The organism is Mesorhizobium sp. B2-3-14 (assembly GCF_006442175.1).
Classification (GTDB): domain Bacteria; phylum Pseudomonadota; class Alphaproteobacteria; order Rhizobiales; family Rhizobiaceae; genus Mesorhizobium; species Mesorhizobium australicum.
In genome coordinates this window covers 140,066-155,501 of the sequence record NZ_VFVP01000011.1, presented here as the reverse complement: position 1 = coordinate 155,501, position 15,436 = coordinate 140,066, and the positions used below count along the sequence as shown (strand labels likewise).

At 61.3% G+C, this 15,436-nt stretch carries 16 protein-coding genes and 2 pseudogenes; 12 read left to right on the top strand and 6 right to left on the bottom strand.

From position 1 onward, the window contains the following. Positions 1-140: 140 nt before the first annotated feature. From ccoG to FJ950_RS24430, 6 genes and pseudogenes are all read left to right on the top strand, one after another. A complete protein-coding gene (gene ccoG, locus FJ950_RS24450) occupies positions 141-1,700 on the top strand; it encodes a cytochrome c oxidase accessory protein CcoG (protein ID WP_140619239.1) in 1,560 nt (519 codons plus the stop codon). After that, positions 1,697-2,194 carry a FixH family protein gene (locus FJ950_RS24445; RefSeq protein ID WP_140619237.1) on the top strand — a complete coding sequence of 166 codons (498 nt, stop codon included), beginning with the start codon at positions 1,697-1,699 and terminating at the stop codon, positions 2,192-2,194. Before ccoG ends, FJ950_RS24445 begins: the two co-directional genes overlap by 4 nt. Continuing rightward, on the top strand, positions 2,191-4,479 hold the full coding sequence (locus FJ950_RS24440) for a heavy metal translocating P-type ATPase (RefSeq protein ID WP_181166432.1): 2,289 nt from the start codon (positions 2,191-2,193) through the stop codon (positions 4,477-4,479). The genes FJ950_RS24445 and FJ950_RS24440 overlap by 4 nt, the downstream gene beginning before the upstream one ends. Next, positions 4,476-4,646 (top strand): cbb3-type cytochrome oxidase assembly protein CcoS, encoded by a 171-nt coding sequence (gene ccoS, locus FJ950_RS24435; RefSeq protein WP_140619235.1) that lies wholly within the window; start codon positions 4,476-4,478, stop codon positions 4,644-4,646. The genes FJ950_RS24440 and ccoS overlap by 4 nt, the downstream gene beginning before the upstream one ends. After that, positions 4,627-4,839: pseudogene (locus tag FJ950_RS30205) on the top strand (hypothetical protein); the annotation flags it as partial. The gene ccoS and the pseudogene FJ950_RS30205, both read left to right, overlap by 20 nt. A gap of 30 nt (positions 4,840-4,869) precedes the next feature. Next, complete coding sequence (locus FJ950_RS24430; protein WP_348641133.1) at positions 4,870-5,412, top strand: CBS domain-containing protein; 543 nt, start codon at positions 4,870-4,872, stop codon at positions 5,410-5,412. A 29-nt stretch (positions 5,413-5,441) separates the two neighbouring features. Here FJ950_RS24430 and FJ950_RS29915 read toward each other — a convergent pair. Continuing rightward, positions 5,442-5,598 (bottom strand): annotated as a pseudogene (locus tag FJ950_RS29915) (cytochrome c biogenesis protein CcmE); the annotation flags it as partial. 362 nt (positions 5,599-5,960) lie between these two features. On the opposite strand from FJ950_RS29915, the gene nirK reads away from it, so the two are divergent. After that, entirely contained in the window at positions 5,961-7,067 is a 1,107-nt protein-coding gene (gene nirK, locus FJ950_RS24420; RefSeq protein WP_140619233.1) for a copper-containing nitrite reductase, read from the top strand. Between the two features lie 52 nt (positions 7,068-7,119). Beyond that, positions 7,120-7,989 carry an SUMF1/EgtB/PvdO family nonheme iron enzyme gene (locus FJ950_RS24415; RefSeq protein WP_140619231.1) on the top strand — a complete coding sequence of 290 codons (870 nt, stop codon included), beginning with the start codon at positions 7,120-7,122 and terminating at the stop codon, positions 7,987-7,989. A 58-nt stretch (positions 7,990-8,047) separates the two neighbouring features. Here the strand turns inward: FJ950_RS24415 and FJ950_RS24410 are convergent, their stop codons facing one another. Together FJ950_RS24410 and FJ950_RS24405 are read right to left on the bottom strand one after the other, a co-directional pair. Further along, complete coding sequence (locus FJ950_RS24410) at positions 8,048-9,223, bottom strand: NnrS family protein (protein ID WP_140619229.1); 1,176 nt, start codon at positions 9,221-9,223, stop codon at positions 8,048-8,050. Between the two features lie 96 nt (positions 9,224-9,319). After that, a complete protein-coding gene (locus tag FJ950_RS24405) occupies positions 9,320-9,757 on the bottom strand; it encodes a pseudoazurin (RefSeq protein ID WP_127259130.1) in 438 nt (145 codons plus the stop codon). Positions 9,758-9,904: 147 nt separating this feature from the next. On the opposite strand from FJ950_RS24405, the gene FJ950_RS24400 reads away from it, so the two are divergent. Further along, positions 9,905-10,606 carry a Crp/Fnr family transcriptional regulator gene (locus FJ950_RS24400; protein ID WP_140619227.1) on the top strand — a complete coding sequence of 234 codons (702 nt, stop codon included), beginning with the start codon at positions 9,905-9,907 and terminating at the stop codon, positions 10,604-10,606. Between the two features lie 3 nt (positions 10,607-10,609). Here the strand turns inward: FJ950_RS24400 and FJ950_RS24395 are convergent, their stop codons facing one another. The 3 genes from FJ950_RS24395 to FJ950_RS24385 form a co-directional block, all read right to left on the bottom strand. Further along, complete coding sequence (locus FJ950_RS24395) at positions 10,610-10,825, bottom strand: DUF1858 domain-containing protein (protein WP_140619225.1); 216 nt, start codon at positions 10,823-10,825, stop codon at positions 10,610-10,612. 156 nt (positions 10,826-10,981) lie between these two features. Beyond that, complete coding sequence (locus FJ950_RS24390; protein ID WP_140619223.1) at positions 10,982-11,677, bottom strand: VIT family protein; 696 nt, start codon at positions 11,675-11,677, stop codon at positions 10,982-10,984. Positions 11,678-11,681: 4 nt separating this feature from the next. Beyond that, positions 11,682-12,200, bottom strand: a complete 519-nt coding sequence (locus tag FJ950_RS24385) for a cytochrome b/b6 domain-containing protein (RefSeq protein ID WP_140619221.1) — start codon at positions 12,198-12,200, stop codon at positions 11,682-11,684. Between the two features lie 677 nt (positions 12,201-12,877). Here FJ950_RS24385 and FJ950_RS29910 point away from each other — a divergent pair. The 3 genes from FJ950_RS29910 to FJ950_RS24370 are packed head-to-tail and all read left to right on the top strand — an operon-like array spanning position 12,878 to position 15,436. Continuing rightward, on the top strand, positions 12,878-13,180 hold the full coding sequence (locus FJ950_RS29910; RefSeq protein ID WP_246681369.1) for an FMN-binding protein: 303 nt from the start codon (positions 12,878-12,880) through the stop codon (positions 13,178-13,180). Positions 13,181-13,205: 25 nt separating this feature from the next. Then, a complete protein-coding gene (locus tag FJ950_RS24375) occupies positions 13,206-13,928 on the top strand; it encodes an FAD:protein FMN transferase (protein ID WP_246677761.1) in 723 nt (240 codons plus the stop codon). Further along, the gene (locus FJ950_RS24370) at positions 13,925-15,436 is read left to right on the top strand and encodes an RnfABCDGE type electron transport complex subunit D (RefSeq protein WP_140619215.1); all 1,512 of its coding nucleotides are present in this window, start codon (positions 13,925-13,927) and stop codon (positions 15,434-15,436) included. The genes FJ950_RS24375 and FJ950_RS24370 overlap by 4 nt, the downstream gene beginning before the upstream one ends.

Here is a 15,436-nt window from a genome sequence, read left to right as displayed (position 1 = left end):
GTCCAGGCGATTGACCTGCATCAACGCGGCGCAATCAAGTCAGCGGCACAATCCGGTCGACGCTGTATTTCGCGCACCTGTGTGCACCCAGCAAGGTCACTTGCCCGGCGAAATCACAAGCTGCACGACGGGAGAAACCAGTGCTTGACAATACGCAGGTAGAACGGCTCGAAGCGGAGGCGGTCAACTCCGCCAAAGTGCGCCAGCCAATGTATGCCGCGCGCAAGAAGATCTTCCCAAAGCGGGCCTCGGGAAGCTTTCGCCGGTTCAAATGGCTGGTGATGGCGATCACGCTCGGCATCTACTACTTGACGCCGTGGTTGCGGTGGGATCGGGGTCCATTTGCCCCGGACCAGGCGGTGCTGCTCGATCTCGCCAACCGGCGCTTCTATTTCTTCTTCATCGAGATCTGGCCGCAGGAATTCTACTATGTGGCCGGACTTCTAGTGATGGCCGGCGTCGGTCTTTTCCTGATCACGTCGACTGTCGGCCGTGCCTGGTGCGGCTACACATGCCCGCAGACCGTATGGGTCGATCTGTTCCTGGTCGTGGAGCGGGCCATCGAGGGCGATCGCAACGCGCGTATCAAGCTCGATGCCGGGCCTTGGACTGCCCGCAAGCTCGTGCTGCGGGTGTCGAAACACGCCATCTGGCTGGTCATAGGTGGGCTGACCGGCGGCGCCTGGATCTTCTATTTCGCCGATGCGCCGACGCTGGTCGGCGAGCTCTTCACCGGCACCGCGGCGCCTGTCGCCTACATTACCGTCGCCGTGCTGACGGCGACGACCTATACGTTCGGCGGGCTGATGCGCGAGCAGGTCTGCACCTATATGTGCCCATGGCCGCGCATCCAGGCAGCCATGCTCGACGAAAGTTCGCTCACCGTCACCTACAATGACTGGCGCGGCGAACCGCGATCACGTCACGCCAAGAAGGTTCTTGCCGCAGGGCAGCCCGTCGGCGACTGCGTCGACTGCAATGCCTGTGTAGCCGTCTGTCCGATGGGGATCGACATTCGCGATGGCCAGCAGCTCGAATGCATCACCTGCGCGCTTTGCATCGACGCCTGTGACGGCGTCATGGACAAGCTCGGCAAGGAGCGCGGGCTGATCTCCTACGCGACGCTCTCCGACTACAACGCCAACATGATGCTGGCGACCGCAGGCGGCGTCAGTTCGGTCAATCCGTCGCTGGTCAGGAAGGCTGATGGCCTGTTCTCCGACAAGGTTGCGCATTTCCATATCCGCAAGATCTTTCGGCCGCGCACCTACGTCTACATGGGGATGTGGTCGCTGATCGGCCTGGGCCTGCTCTATTCGCTGCTGACGCGCGACCGGCTCGAAGTGAACGTGCTGCATGACCGCAATCCGCAGTTCGTCACGCTGTCCGACGGTTCGATCCGCAATGGCTATACCGTCAAACTGCTCAACATGATCCCCGAGCCAAGGACGATTGTCGTCACGATGCAAGGCTTGCAAGGCGCCGAAATGAGCATGGTCGGCGACGACGTCCAGGCAGGCCGCTCGTTCGCCATTGCGGTCGAACCTGACCGCCTGAAAATGCTGAAGGTCTTCGTGCGCCAGCCCGCCGAGCAAATCCACGTCACAGCGCAAACCTTCACGTTCCGTGTCGAGGACAAGGCGAGCTTCGAGTCGGACCAATACACAGCCACCTTCAACGCGCCGGAGATTGCCAGATGACCTCCAACGCTCACAAATCCCGCGAATTCACCGGCAGGCACATGTTGGCCATCATCCTTGCCTTCTTCGGGGTGGTGATCGCGGTCAATCTGACAATGGCAACGCTCGCCAACACAAGCTGGACCGGCCTTGTCGTCGAAAACACCTATGTGGCGAGCCAGCAGTTCAACAAGAAGGCCGAGGAAGGGCGCGCGCAGGCAGCCCTCGGCTGGACTGGCAAGCTGACCATCGCATGGGGCGAAGTCCGCTACAGCCTCACCGATGCCGCCGGCAAGCCGGTTCCCTTGCATGGCGTAAAGGTGCTGTTTCGCCATCCCGCCTACGAAAAAGAGGATGAGGCCGTCACGCTCGCCCTCGCCTCGGGCGAGGAGTTTGCTGCGCAGCACATGCCGAAGGACGGTGTCTGGATCGTCGAAGTCGACGCCGACGCGGGTCTGGCAGAGCCCTACCGCGAAGTCCGAAGGATCATCATTTCCCATGGAGCGCAGAAATGAGCTGTTGTGCACCGAGCGCCGAAATGGCGCTGGATCTGGTCGACACCTCATCGGTCCTGCCATCCAGCCAGGAGATCAGGCTGGCAAGCCGATCGATTGGCGATGATCTTCGCCAGACCGACCTTTCGGTGCCGACGGTTCATTGCGCAGCCTGCATCCAGACGATCGAGACGGCGCTTGGAAAGCTCGATCAAGTCGAGGGCGCTCGTGTCAATCTGTCGACGAAGCGGGTCGCGATCCGGTGGCGTGGGGATGAGGTACCACCATTCGTCGCCGCGCTTGGCAGGTTGGGCTACGAGGCGCATCTGTTCGACCCCAAGGTCGGTGACAAGGACAAGACGCTTTCGGAGCTGATCCGCGCGGTCGCTGTTGCCGGGTTTGCGGCAGGCAACATCATGCTGCTGTCGGTCTCGGTCTGGTCCGGGGCCGAAGGCGCGACCCGCGACCTGTTCCATTGGGTCTCGGCGCTGATCGCCATTCCTGCCCTCGCCTTCGCCGGCGGCATCTTCTTCCGCTCGGCCTGGAACGCCCTGCGCCACGGCCGCATGAACATGGACGTGCCGATCGCAGTTGGCGTGTCACTGGCCTACGCCATGAGCCTCTATGAGACGATCACCCATGGCGACCACGCCTATTTCGACGCGTCGGTATCGCTGCTGTTCTTCCTGTTGATCGGTCGCACGCTCGATCACGTGATGCGCGAGCGGGCCCGGACTGCGGTGAAGAATCTGTCACAGTTGGGCGCGCGTGGCGCCATGGTGCTGCGCGGCGACGGCGCACGGGACTATTTGCCGGTTGGCGAGATCGAACGGGGGATGCAGCTGCTCATTGCAGCCGGCGAGAGAATCCCCGTCGACGGCAAGATCATTCATGGCGCGTCGGATCTGGATTGCTCTCTGGTCTCTGGTGAGAGCACGCCCAGAAACGTGGCGCCAGGCGAAGCCGTGCGGGCCGGTGTGCTCAACCTCACTGGCCCACTAACGATCGAGGCGACAGCCGCCGCCAAGGATTCGTTCCTGGCGGAAATGGTTCGGCTCATGGAGGCTGCAGAGGGCGGCCGCGCGCACTATCGCCGCATCGCCGATCGCGTTTCAGCGCTCTATGCTCCCGTGGTTCATCTAACCGCCTTCGTGACCTTCCTTGGCTGGATGGCGGCGACCGGGGACTGGCACCGGGCGATAACCATCGCCATTGCCGTTCTGATCATTACGTGCCCGTGCGCGCTCGGCCTCGCCGTGCCGATCGTTCAGGTGGTCGCAGCGCGGCGCCTGTTCGAGAATGGCATCATGGTCAAGGATGGTTCGGCCATGGAGCGCCTGGCAACGATTGATACCGCGGTGTTCGACAAGACCGGAACGCTCACGCTCGGCCAGCCCCGGCTGGTCAATGCGGCCTCGATCGATCCGGGCATGCTGGCAATCGCGGCAGACATGGCCGCGCATTCCCGCCATCCGTTTTCAAAGGCCATAGCAGGCTTTGCCGCTCCTGGCGGGCAACACAAATTCGATGCCGTCACCGAGCACCCGGGATTCGGGATCGAAGCCACTGACGCCGCAAGCACCTGGCGACTGGGTCGACGCGGATGGGCTGGTTGGAAGGCGAGAACCGGCGGTGAGGGCAAATACGGCTACGGCGGAACGGTCTTGACGAAAAACGGGATGATTGTCGCATCCTTCGTTTTCGAAGATGCATTGCGTGCCGACGCCAGAGCGGCCGTCGATCAATTGAAGCATGCTGGGATGTCGGTGGAAATGCTGTCGGGCGATACCGCGAAAGCCTGCGCCGAGGTTGCGGACGTGTTGGGTGTCGATGACTTCGTTCCCTGCCTGCTCCCGTCGGGCAAGGTTGAACGCATAGAAAGCCTGGCGAGAGACGGGCACAAGGTTTTGGTGGTTGGCGACGGGCTCAACGACACACCGGCGCTGAGCGCCGCGCATGTCTCGATCGCACCGGCTACGGCCGCCGATATTGGCCGCAACGCAGCCGATTTCGTTTTTCTGCGCGAAAGCCTCTTGGCGGTCCCGCTGGCGCTGGACGTTTCGCGCAAGGCGGGACGCCTGATCCGACAGAACATAACAATCGCGATCGTTTACAATGCCGTGGCCGTGCCGATCGCCATTCTGGGCCATGTTACTCCACTTATCGCGGCGGTCGCGATGTCTGCCTCGTCATTGCTCGTGATTGGAAATGCCTTGCGCCTGCAAAGCTTCGCAACGAGTGCGTCTTCCGAAACCGCGCGGCAAGACAGGCCCGTGCGGGTCGACGCCTTGGCCGAACCCTCATGACGACGCTCACCTATCTCATCCCGGTAGCGCTATTCCTTGGGGCACTCGGCCTGTCCGGCTTCCTGTGGGCGTTGAGAAGCGGTCAGTACGAGGATCTCGACGGCGCGGCGGAGCGCATTCTCATCGACGGCGACGACGGCGCTGAGAATGCCCCTCGGTCCAAGTGACTCAGATCAAAGCGCCGCGGCTCGCAATGTCCCATCGTCGTCTGACGAAAAATCAGGAGGTGAGGATGCAAGCCGAAGCCATAATGACGAAGCCAGTCATCACGACGGATGCGAACGCGACGATTGCCGAAGCGGTCGAGCTCATGCTTTAAACAAGATCAGCTGCCTCCCGGTAACGGGCAGCGACGGTGCTCTGGTTGGCATAGTAAGCAAAAGCAACTTCTTGCGCCGAGAGGAACTTGGGACTCAGCGAGCGCGTCCCCGCTGGCTGGAGTTTGATCTTGGCCCGGGCACAATCGCCGATGATTATGCGCGCTCGAACGGACGGATCATCCATGAGGTGATGATTACAAAGGTCATTTCGGCGCCTCCAGGCGCCTCGATTGCAGACATTGTAAACTTGATGATGCAACACCGCATCAATAATGTGCCGATTGTCGACCGGGAAAGGGTCGTCGGCATCATCACGCGAACTGATTTGCTGCGCGTCCTGATCCGCACCTTGCCGAAACCGGGCATCACGCCGCCCGATGACGACCAGATCCGTAAGGCCATACTTGCCGAACTGCAGCGGCAATCGTGGAACGGTGTTGACTTGATTGGTGTGAGGGTCAGCGACGGCGTGGTCGAACTCACAGGGGCGATTGTCGACGAGCGTCAACGGAAGGCAGCGATCGTTGCGGCGGAGAACGTTGCCGGCATTGGGCAAGTCAAGGACGGCCTCTTCCTCCGCACAGATCCGTTCTCGGTGATGATGGTTTCGTAGCTGCGAAAAAGCGGGGACGCAAAGCCGAGTTCTGCTCTCCTCCCATATCCTTTGGACTGGAGGCCGTCGGCGACTTCCTTCGGCATATAGCGCTCGTCATGCTTGGCGTGCCGTCCATGCGCACTCCGTTATAACGCCCTGCCTGTCTCAAAACAGATCGCGCAGAATGCCGGTATAGCTGATCCGACCGACTTCTGTTCGTTGGGACCACCCTCACCTTTCTTAGTGCGCTCGGGCCTGGGTGGCTTTGGTTGGGCCTAGAAAGAGTGGCCAGTACGAAGATCTCGACGGGGCCGCCGCGCGAATTGTGATCGATTTGAAAACAAAAGCGGCCGCTGATCTTCAGGAAGCCGCCGGTGACTGCGCAGGGTTGCAGAAAACTGCGACACGAAACTGCTCCATCTCAAATCTCGCGCATAACATGGCCGCATTCCGAGGGCTGTTGTTTCTGCGATTAACGTCTACCAATTTGCGCCAGCGCAAAGAAACGATGCGTCGGGTCATTTAGCTTCTGCTCATCCGCAACGGTCGAGAGATAGGAGATTGACATGATCACGCGACGCGAAGCCCTCTTTGGAGCAGCGATTGGCGCTGCCGCCGTGGCGGCGCTGCCCGCATTGTCGGCAACAGTGACGAAGGCAGACATTCGCGGGCTACCCCGCGAAAAGATCAAGCTCGTCGCGCCACCCTTCGTGCACCCGCACGATCAGGTTGCCAAGGGCGGGCCAAAAATCGTCGAGTTCACCATGACAATCGAAGAAAAGCCTGTCGTCATCGATGCCGATGGCACGAAGCTCAACGCGATGACCTACAACGGCTCGATCCCCGGCCCGCTGATGGTGGTGCACCAGGACGACTATGTCGAGCTGACGCTCATCAATCCTGACACCAACACGCTTGCCCACAACATCGACTTCCATGCCGCGACCGGTGCGCTCGGCGGCGGCGCCCTCACCTTGATCAATCCCGGCGAACAGGTGACCTTGCGCTTCAAGGCGACGCGAACGGGAACGTTCGTCTATCACTGCGCGCCCGGTGGTCCGATGATCCCGTGGCATGTCGTCTCCGGCATGAACGGCGCAATCATGGTGCTGCCGCGCGACGGGCTCAGGAACGACAAGGGCGAACCGGTCAAATACGACAAGATCTTCTACGTCGGCGAGAGCGACTTCTACATCCCGCGCGACGAGAAGGGCAATTTCAAGAGCTATGAATCAGCTGGCGACGGTTACGATGACATCGTCAAGGTCATGCGCGGGCTGATCCCGACGCATGTCGTGTTCAACGGCAAGGTCGGATCTCTGACCGGCGACAACGCCATGAAGGCGAAAGTCGGCGAGACCGTGTTGATCGTCCATTCGCAGGCCAACCGCGATACGCGGCCGCATCTGATCGGCGGTCACGGCGACTATGTCTGGGAACAGGGCAAGTTCGCCAATCCGCCGGCCAAGGATCTGGAAACCTGGTTCATCCGCGGTGGTTCTGCGGGCTCGGCGCTCTACACGTTCCTCCAGCCGGGTGTCTACGCCTACGTCAATCACAATCTGATTGAGGCCGTGGAACTCGGGGCGACCGCTCACTTCATGGTCGAGGGCGAGTGGGATGACGACCTGATGACGCAGGTCGAGGCGCCTAAACCCATCGCCGTCAACTGACGGCACTCCAATTTACCCGGACAGCGACGCTGTCCGGGTATGGATAAAAACCATGTCTCCTTACATCCTGAAGGTTGCCTTAGTCGCCCTGGCCGCCGCCGCTATTCCGGTAGGGCTCTCGATACCGGCGCTGGTCGGGGATCGACAACCCCACTCAACCGCTATGACGGTTGTCTTGCTTTCCGGTTCGATCACCTATCCGACGCCGGGCGAGTTCCTTAGGGATGGACGCCCGCAAGCCAATCCCCGCCTCAAGCGACAACTCAACAGACCTCTCGAAATCATGACCTATCAAGTTGGCGCGGCGGATTATGCGCATTGCGTGTCGGCTGGAAGCTGTCAGCCGGCACAGGAGATGCGCGCAATCCCGAGCAATACTCCGGTAACCGGCGTGAGCTATCTCGATGCCAATGCTTACGCGCGCTGGTATTCGGACGTGACCGGCGACCAATGGCGGCTGCCATCAGACGAGGAATGGGCGTTTGCCGCGGCGGAGCGGTTCGCCGGCGAATTTGAGGGCGTCGAAAACGACGCCAGCAACCCCGCCAGGCGTTGGCTCACCAGCTACAAGGCCGAGGTGGACCTCAATCGCAAACCGGACCCGTTGCCCAGGAGTCGTGGCTCTTTTGGTATGAATTCCCTGGGCCTCGCCGACTTTTCCGGCAACGTCTGGGAGTGGACCTCGACCTGCTATGTCCGCACGACGTTGGCTGCCGATGGAAGCGGTGTTGCGAGTTCGATCGACAATTGCGGCGTCCACGTCCTTGAAGGACTTCACAGAGCCTATATGTCGAACTTCGTCAGCGACGGAAAGAGCGGCGGCTGTGCCGTTGGTACGCCTCCCGACAATCTGGGCTTCAGGCTGGTCCGGGACCATCGGGGATGGGTGAACCGTATCGTCGGCTACCTCGGCATTGCCTGACAGATCTGAAGCAACTGCTTCATTCGCGTTTCGACGGTCGCCGGCTCTCCCCGCCGGCTCACCGCGCCTTTGGCGTCATCAATGCGTTGCCGTAGACCAGGATGAAGCCTGCAAATGCCGCCACCCAGGCCGCACCGGCAATGTCGATCAACAGTCCAAAGGGGACGAAGGCGGCCAGAATTCTCAATGATCCCGCGAGAAGGACGGCTACGAAGATGAACGAGGCGCCTCTTCCAGCCTTGAGCGCTCGCCCGGTGTGCCCGAGTGTTGCGCGGGTCATCACGGCAAGCGTCATCGCGCCGACCGCACCCGTTCCGAGCGCGTGAAGTCCCGCCGCCGCTGGCACGGCATCGGGGAATAGGATCGACGCCGAGACGAGGGCGAGACCGATCGGCACAAAGGCATATCCAAGATGGAGGATGAGCACGAGCGGATCCCGCAATGTGCGCTCGCCAGCCCAGCGCGACAGACGCCACGCCTGGCAGATTGCGGCGACGGCCATAAGCATTCCTGAGACACTGTTGTCGGGGGCGAACGACCATGCTCCCAGCGCGACGGTTGAGATGGCTATCGAAGCAATGTCAAAACGGTCGAACGGCGCAGGCAGCCTGCCAGGACTTTCGCGGACGAGCCAGTTGCGCGTGAAGCTCGGAATGATGCGCCCACCGATCAGCGAGATGAGCATGATCGCCGCAGCCATGCCGAGCCTGCGGCAGATGTCGGATATGCCTTGAAGGTGCGCCTCGATGTGGAACGCGCCGTTGGCGCCAGCCAGGACGGCAAGCGGCAGCAGCACCTTGAGATTGCGCCAGTTCCGTCCAGCGACGATTTCGCGTGCCGCCGCCGCAGCGACCGCAAGCAGGAACGAGCTATCGATCACGGCCGCCGCTTGCCAGCCGATATCCGCCGAGAAGAAGACAGCGGCGCGGCCGGCAAGCCACAGGACAACCAGCGCCAGCAGCGGCAGTCCCTGCACGGGCAGCCGGCCTGTCCAGTTCGGGATGGTGGTCAGCAGGAACCCGGTAACGATCGCCGGCAGGTAGCCGAACAGCATCTCGTGGATATGCCAGTCGACCGGGACAAACGCACTGTGGGCAACAAGCTCGCCTGCATACATCGGCAGCCAGAGCAGAATGGAGAGCCCGGCAGACAGCGACCCGAGGAGGAAGAAGGGCCTGAATCCATAGGAGAGAACCGCGGGACCGGAATAGCTCCGCAGGCGTGAAACTGCCATGACTGAATCCTCAAATGAAAAGGGCCGGATGAACCGCCACCCTGGGTCCGTCCGGCCGGTGCCCCGCCCCCTTACGGCAGGCAGACTGTATGGTGGTCAGTTTGCGGGTACCTGGGTGAACAGGTCGGCAAACACCGTTTTTGCCTTCCCAGGATGCTTGACCGCCTTGGCGGCATCGAGATTGACCGGCTTGCCGACAACGATCAGTGCGACCATCCCCATGCCGTAGTGGGGCGCGCATTTGACGCCGTAAACGCCCTCCTTCGTCAGCGTAACGGTGATTTCCTCGCTGGGCTTGCCCTTGAAAGGCTCGGCGCCATCCGGAAGCATGCCCTTAATCGACTCGGCGTCGTGGGTCTTGTCGGTCGGCACGAACTTGACGGTGTCGCCAGGCGCTGCCTTGACGAAGGCCGGCTGGAAAACCATGGCGCCCTTTTCGCCCTTGTTGAGCATTTGCACCACGTGCTCTTCCGCGCTTGCGCCGCCGGCGAGCGCGAGGAGGGAGATTGCGGCAGCGAGGATGGAGAGTTTCATCGATTTGTCCTTTGTTTCGTCTTCGCGGCGTTGCGCCGTTCCATGCCATTTAGCCTGATGCGGCAGAGGACAATTTGCGCTGGCGCAAACTCGGGATAAGAAAGGGCTGCCGCACGATTGACGCGGCAGGGTCCTGAGGAAATTCGCTTGGCTGCGCTGGATCGATCGCTGATATCGCGGCTGCCCCTCTTCCAGGGGATGGCCCCCGAAGAGCAAAGCGAGCTTCTCAGAAGCGCTCGATCGTCACGCTATGCCAAAGACTCAACGATCTTCGAGCAGGAAGCCGAGGCCCATTCCTTCTTCGTGCTGATCGCCGGGCACATACGGGTGGTCCGCACCACGCCTGACGGACAGCAGGTCATCGCGAGATACATCAGCGAAGGCGAGATCTTTGGCGTCGCCGCAGCGCTAGGCCGGACAACCTACCCCGCCAGCGCTGTCGCGGCGGTGGATTGCGTGGTGCTGGCCTGGGCCAATGCCCTATGGGCGGAACTGGCGCGCCGGTTCCCGGTGTTTGGGGCAACCACATACAAGACGGTTGGAACCAGGCTGCAGGAGACCCAGACGCGGGTGGTCGAGATGTCCACGGAACAGGTGGAGCAGCGGGTCGCACATGCACTGTTGCGGCTGGCAAACCAGACTGGCCGCATGACCGACAGCGGCATCGAAATCGATTTCCCGATCTCAAGGCAAGACATTGCCGAGATGACGGGCACGACGCTGCACACAGTCAGCCGGCTGCTCAGCAAGTGGGAAGAGAAGGGGATCATCATCAGCGGGCGCCAGAAAGTCACGGTCAAGGATGCGCATCGCCTTGTGGTTCTGGCCGAGAACCGGGACAAGGGCTGACCGTCACCATTTTCGTCGAACAGCCGCTTCGAGTTCGTCCAAAAAGTCGCCCTCATCGATCCGATGTTCGCGGCACGCCTCAGTCACGGTATGGAATGTGCCGATCGGACAGCCGACGCAGAGCATCTTGTGTCTCAGCATCACCGCTACCGTTGCCGGCCATTTCCTCATGATGTCGTCGACGACCATGTCGGGGTTGATCGAACTGCGCTGTTTCACGATGAAATCTCCGCGATTTGCGAAGCGTCTTCATAAATCCGGCTATGGCTTGCTTCGTTGCGCTTTCGCAACTTCGTAGCGCTGACTCCTCAGGGCCGGATTCTTTTGCGCAAGAATAGCGCTCATAGAATCTACCGAGATCGAAGCCGGACCAGGTCAGATGGCGGTACCAACCACGGCGCCAATGCCGGCCGTCAGCGCCATTGCCAGCGCACCCCAGAATGTGACGCGAAGGGTTGCCCTCATCACATTGGCGCCGCCGGCTTTCGCGCCGATGGCACCCAGCACTGCCAGGAATAGGAGCGAGGCAACAGACACGGTTGCTGCAAGCCAGGCTGAAGGTGAAACAAGCACCATCGCCAATGGCATGGCCGCGCCAACCGAAAATGCAGCCGCAGAGGCCAGCGCCGCCTGGATCGGTCTGGCCGTCGTCACCTCCGAAATACCGAGTTCGTCACGTGCATGGGCGCCGAGCGCGTCGTTGGCCATCAACTGGTCGGCGACCTGCAATGCCAGCGTTGGCTCTACGCCCCGCTTGACATAGATGTCCGCAAGTTCCAGTCGCTCGAAGTCTGGCTGCGTGGCCAACTCTTCTTTCTCGCGGGCAAGGTCGGCTCGTTCGGTATCTGACTGCGAACTGACCGAGACATACTCGCCGGCCGCCATCGACATCGCGCCGGCTACCAAACCCGCTATACCGGCCACCAGAACATTGGAGGCCGCGGCATTGGCTGCCGCCACGCCAACGATCAGGCTGGCCGTCGACACAATGCCGTCATTGGCGCCAAGCACTGCGGCCCGCAGCCAGCCAATGCGCGATATGAGGTGGTTTTCCGCATGCAGACGGCTCATGATGTCACCGCGCACGCCGCGCGGCAGGCCGCAGCATCCTGATGAGGACACCCGATTTCACATAAAAATGCTGCCATAGAGCGGCGGCCGCATGGAGGGAGACGACAACGATGATAATCGGCTTGGCGAGTTCATGGATGTCGCCCATGGCGCCAATGCTGAAGTACCATGCCAAAGCTCCCGATATCGGCATGCCGAAAATGAACACATAAAGCATGAAGTGGGTTGCCGTCGCGATCCGCTTCAAAGCGGCGCTCTCTTCTGCCGGGGCAGCGGGGACGCCACGCTGCAAGCGGATGGCAAGGCGCCAGACCGCCAGCACCAGGACGGCCAAGCCGACATAGACATGAATGTTCGCATTGAAGATGTCGCCAGCTGCAGGCTCGGCGCCGCGTGAGAATGCCCGGTAAGCCGGCTTGATGTCCTCGCCGATTACAAGCTGCAGGACGATCAGCACCGCGATTGTCCAGTGCAGCAGTATCTGGGTTCCGGTGTATCCGGCCGGCTCGTTGGCAACAGTCATAGGCAGCTACCTCGCTTGAGAGACCCCTCCTACCTCGCTGCTTATGCGACCATGTTGATCTAGGACAAACCATTTCCTGTCTCCCCTTAAGAGCCCTCGCAGCTTCAACGCGGCTGACAGCCAGTTGTCAGCTTGGTCGTGGGATATTGCGTCCGGGCGGACCAGATGGATCGCCCTGCAAGATCGAACGTGGAAACACAATTCCGATGAAACAGATTGCCTTGTCACTTTTCGTGATCGCCGCCTCCGGCGCTTATGTCTGGGATCAGGCCGGCAAGGATCCGGCAAACGATCTGCTTGGCGAAGCGCTGCCGGCCGACGCTGGCCGAGCGCCTTCCGTGCAGCCAAAAGAGTCGTCATCCGCCGCGACTTTGCCTGTGCTTCGGACCCAGCCGGCAACCCTCGATCCCCGGTTCAGCACAAGGTTCCCGATTGCCCGCGAAACGACGGCAGGGATAGCCAAGCCCGCTGAATGGTCAATTGATCGAGTCAGGCAGACTGTGGTTCCGGTGGCACCACAACCATCGCCAACGCCACCGGCCCAGCCAGTGGCTCCGGCTGTCTCCGATCCTGCGTCGTCAGCACCTGCATTCGCCGTAACCCCCGCCGTCTACATACCAGTTCCGCAGCCGAGGCCGGCATATCGGGATGCGCCAGCACGTGTCGTGCGGGTGGGCATGAAGCTGGCGGCAAAGGGCTATGCCGACGGCGTCTATACCGGGCCTACCGCCGATGCCTACTACGGCATCATCCAGATTCAGGCCCTCGTACAGGGCGGGCAGCTTACGGCGCTGAAAGTACTGAAATATCCCTCCGATCGCCGCACCTCCATCAACATCAACAGGCAGGCGCTGCCGATGCTGCGCGACGAAGCGATCAGCGCCCAAAGCGCCAATGTCGACATTATTTCGGGCGCGACGCTGACCAGCAGGGCTTTCATCCAGTCACTGCGCGGCGCGCTGAAGAAAGCGTCGTCGTAGAACCATGCGCGACACGCGAATTTTGATGGGCATGCCCATCACGGTCGACATCGGCGGCGCTTCGGACGGTGGGTTGATCGACACGGTCTTCGACTATTTCGAGCATGTCGACCGGCGCTTCAGCACATACCGGGACGACAGTGAGATCGCGGCCATCAACCGCGGCGACGTACCGGTCGCCTTCTGGAGTGGCGAGATGATGGAAGTGCTCGCTCTCGCCAGGCAGACGAAAGACGAGACGGACGGATACTTCGACATTCGCAAGCCCGACGGGTCGCTCGATCCTTCCGGCATCGTCAAGGGCTGGGCCATCCGCAATGCGGCCGGGATTCTTCAACGGGCCGGCATCCGCGATTTCTTCATCGAGGCGGGCGGCGATATCCAGTCTTGCGGCAAGAATGCTTCGGGTCATGACTGGAGCGTCGGCATCCGCAATCCCTTCAACGCGGACGAGATCGTAAAGATCGTCTATCCCCGCGGTCGCGGTGTCGCGACCTCCGGCACCTATGTCCGCGGCCAACACATCTACAATCCACATGGGATTGGCAGTTGGATCCAGGACATCGTCAGCCTGACCGTCATCGGCGCCGATGTGCTCGAAGCCGATCGTTTCGCCACCGCGGCGTTCGCCATGGGGCGGGAGGGCATTGTCTTTATCGAGCAGACCCCTGGCCTGGAGGGATATGTCGTCGACACCAACGGCCGCGCCACGCCGACAACCGGGTTCGGAGCCCTTTGCTCGCCATGATCAAGACCATCGACCGATTTCTCGATCACCTGACCATGTACCGGCTGGTCCTCTACTATCTGATGGCGCTGGTCGGCGCGGCGTTCGTTCTCGGCTTCGTCAGGCTGGTGCCACATGATCCGATTGCGCTTGCGTTCACCACGGCGCTTGCGCTGGCCGCCTGCTGGATCACCAACAAGGTCTTTGCGCATGTCTTCGCAGTCCCGGCCAACAACGAGTCCGTCTACATCACCGCACTCATCCTGGCGCTTATCCTAGATCCGGTTGCGGTCACGGACATTAAGAGGATCGCGGCGGTGGCATTCGTGTCCGTCTGGGCGATTTCATCGAAATTCATTCTCGCCATCGGCCGGAAGCACCTTTTCAACCCGGCTGCGCTGGGCGTGGCGCTGTCCGCGCTGCTGCTCGACCAACCAGCCACATGGTGGGTGGGCGGCAATCGGCCATTGCTTCCGATCGTGCTCGTCGGCGGCATGCTTATCGTCCGGAAACTGCGCCGGCTTGACCTTGTCTCGATCTTCGTTTTCGTGGCGCTGGCGACCATTCTGGCAACTACGGACCCAGCGCAGTACTGGACCGCGCTCGCAGAGACACTGGGTTCATCGCCGCTGCTGTTCTTTGCCTTCGTGATGCTGACCGAGCCGCTGACCGCGCCGACGATGCGTTGGCCGCGCATCGCCTTTGCCGCCATCGTCGGCTTTCTGTTTGCTCCCAACATCCATATCGGCTCGTTCTATTTCACGCCGGAACTGGCGCTGCTTGCCGGCAACCTGTTTGCCTATGCGGCGGGCCCCAAGAGACGCTTCGTGCTGACTCTTGAACGCATTGAGCAATCGGCCGTCGACAGCTTCGACTTCGTCTTCCGGTCGCCGCGCAAGCTCGCCTTCGAGGCCGGCCAGTATCTCGAATGGACGCTTGGCCTCGATCGTGCCGACAATCGCGGCAACCGCCGCTATTTCACGGTCGCCTCGGCGCCGACGGAGGAAACAGTCCGCCTCGGCGTCAAGTTCTATCCGCAATCAAGTGCCTTCAAGCGCGAGCTGATGACTATGAAGCCGGGCAGCACGATCCACGCCGCGCAACTGGCCGGCAATTTGACGCTGCCCGCCCGGCGTGAAACCAAGATCGCGTTCCTGGCCGGAGGCATCGGCATCACGCCGTTCCGCTCGATGCTGCAGTATCTCCTCGACCGCAAGGAACGGCGACCGATCGTCATCCTCTACGGAACCGAAGGCCAGCAGGACATCGCTTATCGCGATGTTCTTGGCGCGGCCTGGCAGGAACTTGGGATCAAGACGATCCACGCGGTGGCGCGCGGTGGCGAGCGCGGGCAATATCCCGGATACATCGACGAGCGCCTGATACGTCTGGCGATACCCGACTACCTCGAGCGCACATTCTACATTTCCGGCCCGCAGGCGATGGTCAAGGCGCTGCGCCAGAAGCTGTTGGCCATGGGCGTTCGCCGCTCGAAGATAAAGGTCGACTATTTCCCGGGTTTTGCCTGA

Excerpts from the sequence above, each read along its gene's own strand:
- FJ950_RS24445 (WP_140619237.1), top strand. The coding sequence starts at position 1,697 with ATGACCTCCAACGCTCACAAATCCCGCGAATTCACCGGCAGGCACATG.
- FJ950_RS24440 (WP_181166432.1), top strand. The coding sequence starts at position 2,191 with ATGAGCTGTTGTGCACCGAGCGCCGAAATGGCGCTGGATCTGGTCGAC.
- ccoS (WP_140619235.1), top strand. The coding sequence starts at position 4,476 with ATGACGACGCTCACCTATCTCATCCCGGTAGCGCTATTCCTTGGGGCA.
- nirK (WP_140619233.1), top strand. The coding sequence starts at position 5,961 with ATGATCACGCGACGCGAAGCCCTCTTTGGAGCAGCGATTGGCGCTGCC.
- FJ950_RS24415 (WP_140619231.1), top strand. The coding sequence starts at position 7,120 with ATGTCTCCTTACATCCTGAAGGTTGCCTTAGTCGCCCTGGCCGCCGCC.
- FJ950_RS24410 (WP_140619229.1), bottom strand. The coding sequence starts at position 9,223 with ATGGCAGTTTCACGCCTGCGGAGCTATTCCGGTCCCGCGGTTCTCTCC.
- FJ950_RS24405 (WP_127259130.1), bottom strand. The coding sequence starts at position 9,757 with ATGAAACTCTCCATCCTCGCTGCCGCAATCTCCCTCCTCGCGCTCGCC.
- FJ950_RS24390 (WP_140619223.1), bottom strand. The coding sequence starts at position 11,677 with ATGAGCCGTCTGCATGCGGAAAACCACCTCATATCGCGCATTGGCTGG.
- FJ950_RS24385 (WP_140619221.1), bottom strand. The coding sequence starts at position 12,200 with ATGACTGTTGCCAACGAGCCGGCCGGATACACCGGAACCCAGATACTG.
- FJ950_RS29910 (WP_246681369.1), top strand. The coding sequence starts at position 12,878 with ATGAAGCTGGCGGCAAAGGGCTATGCCGACGGCGTCTATACCGGGCCT.
- FJ950_RS24375 (WP_246677761.1), top strand. The coding sequence starts at position 13,206 with ATGGGCATGCCCATCACGGTCGACATCGGCGGCGCTTCGGACGGTGGG.
- FJ950_RS24370 (WP_140619215.1), top strand. The coding sequence starts at position 13,925 with ATGATCAAGACCATCGACCGATTTCTCGATCACCTGACCATGTACCGG.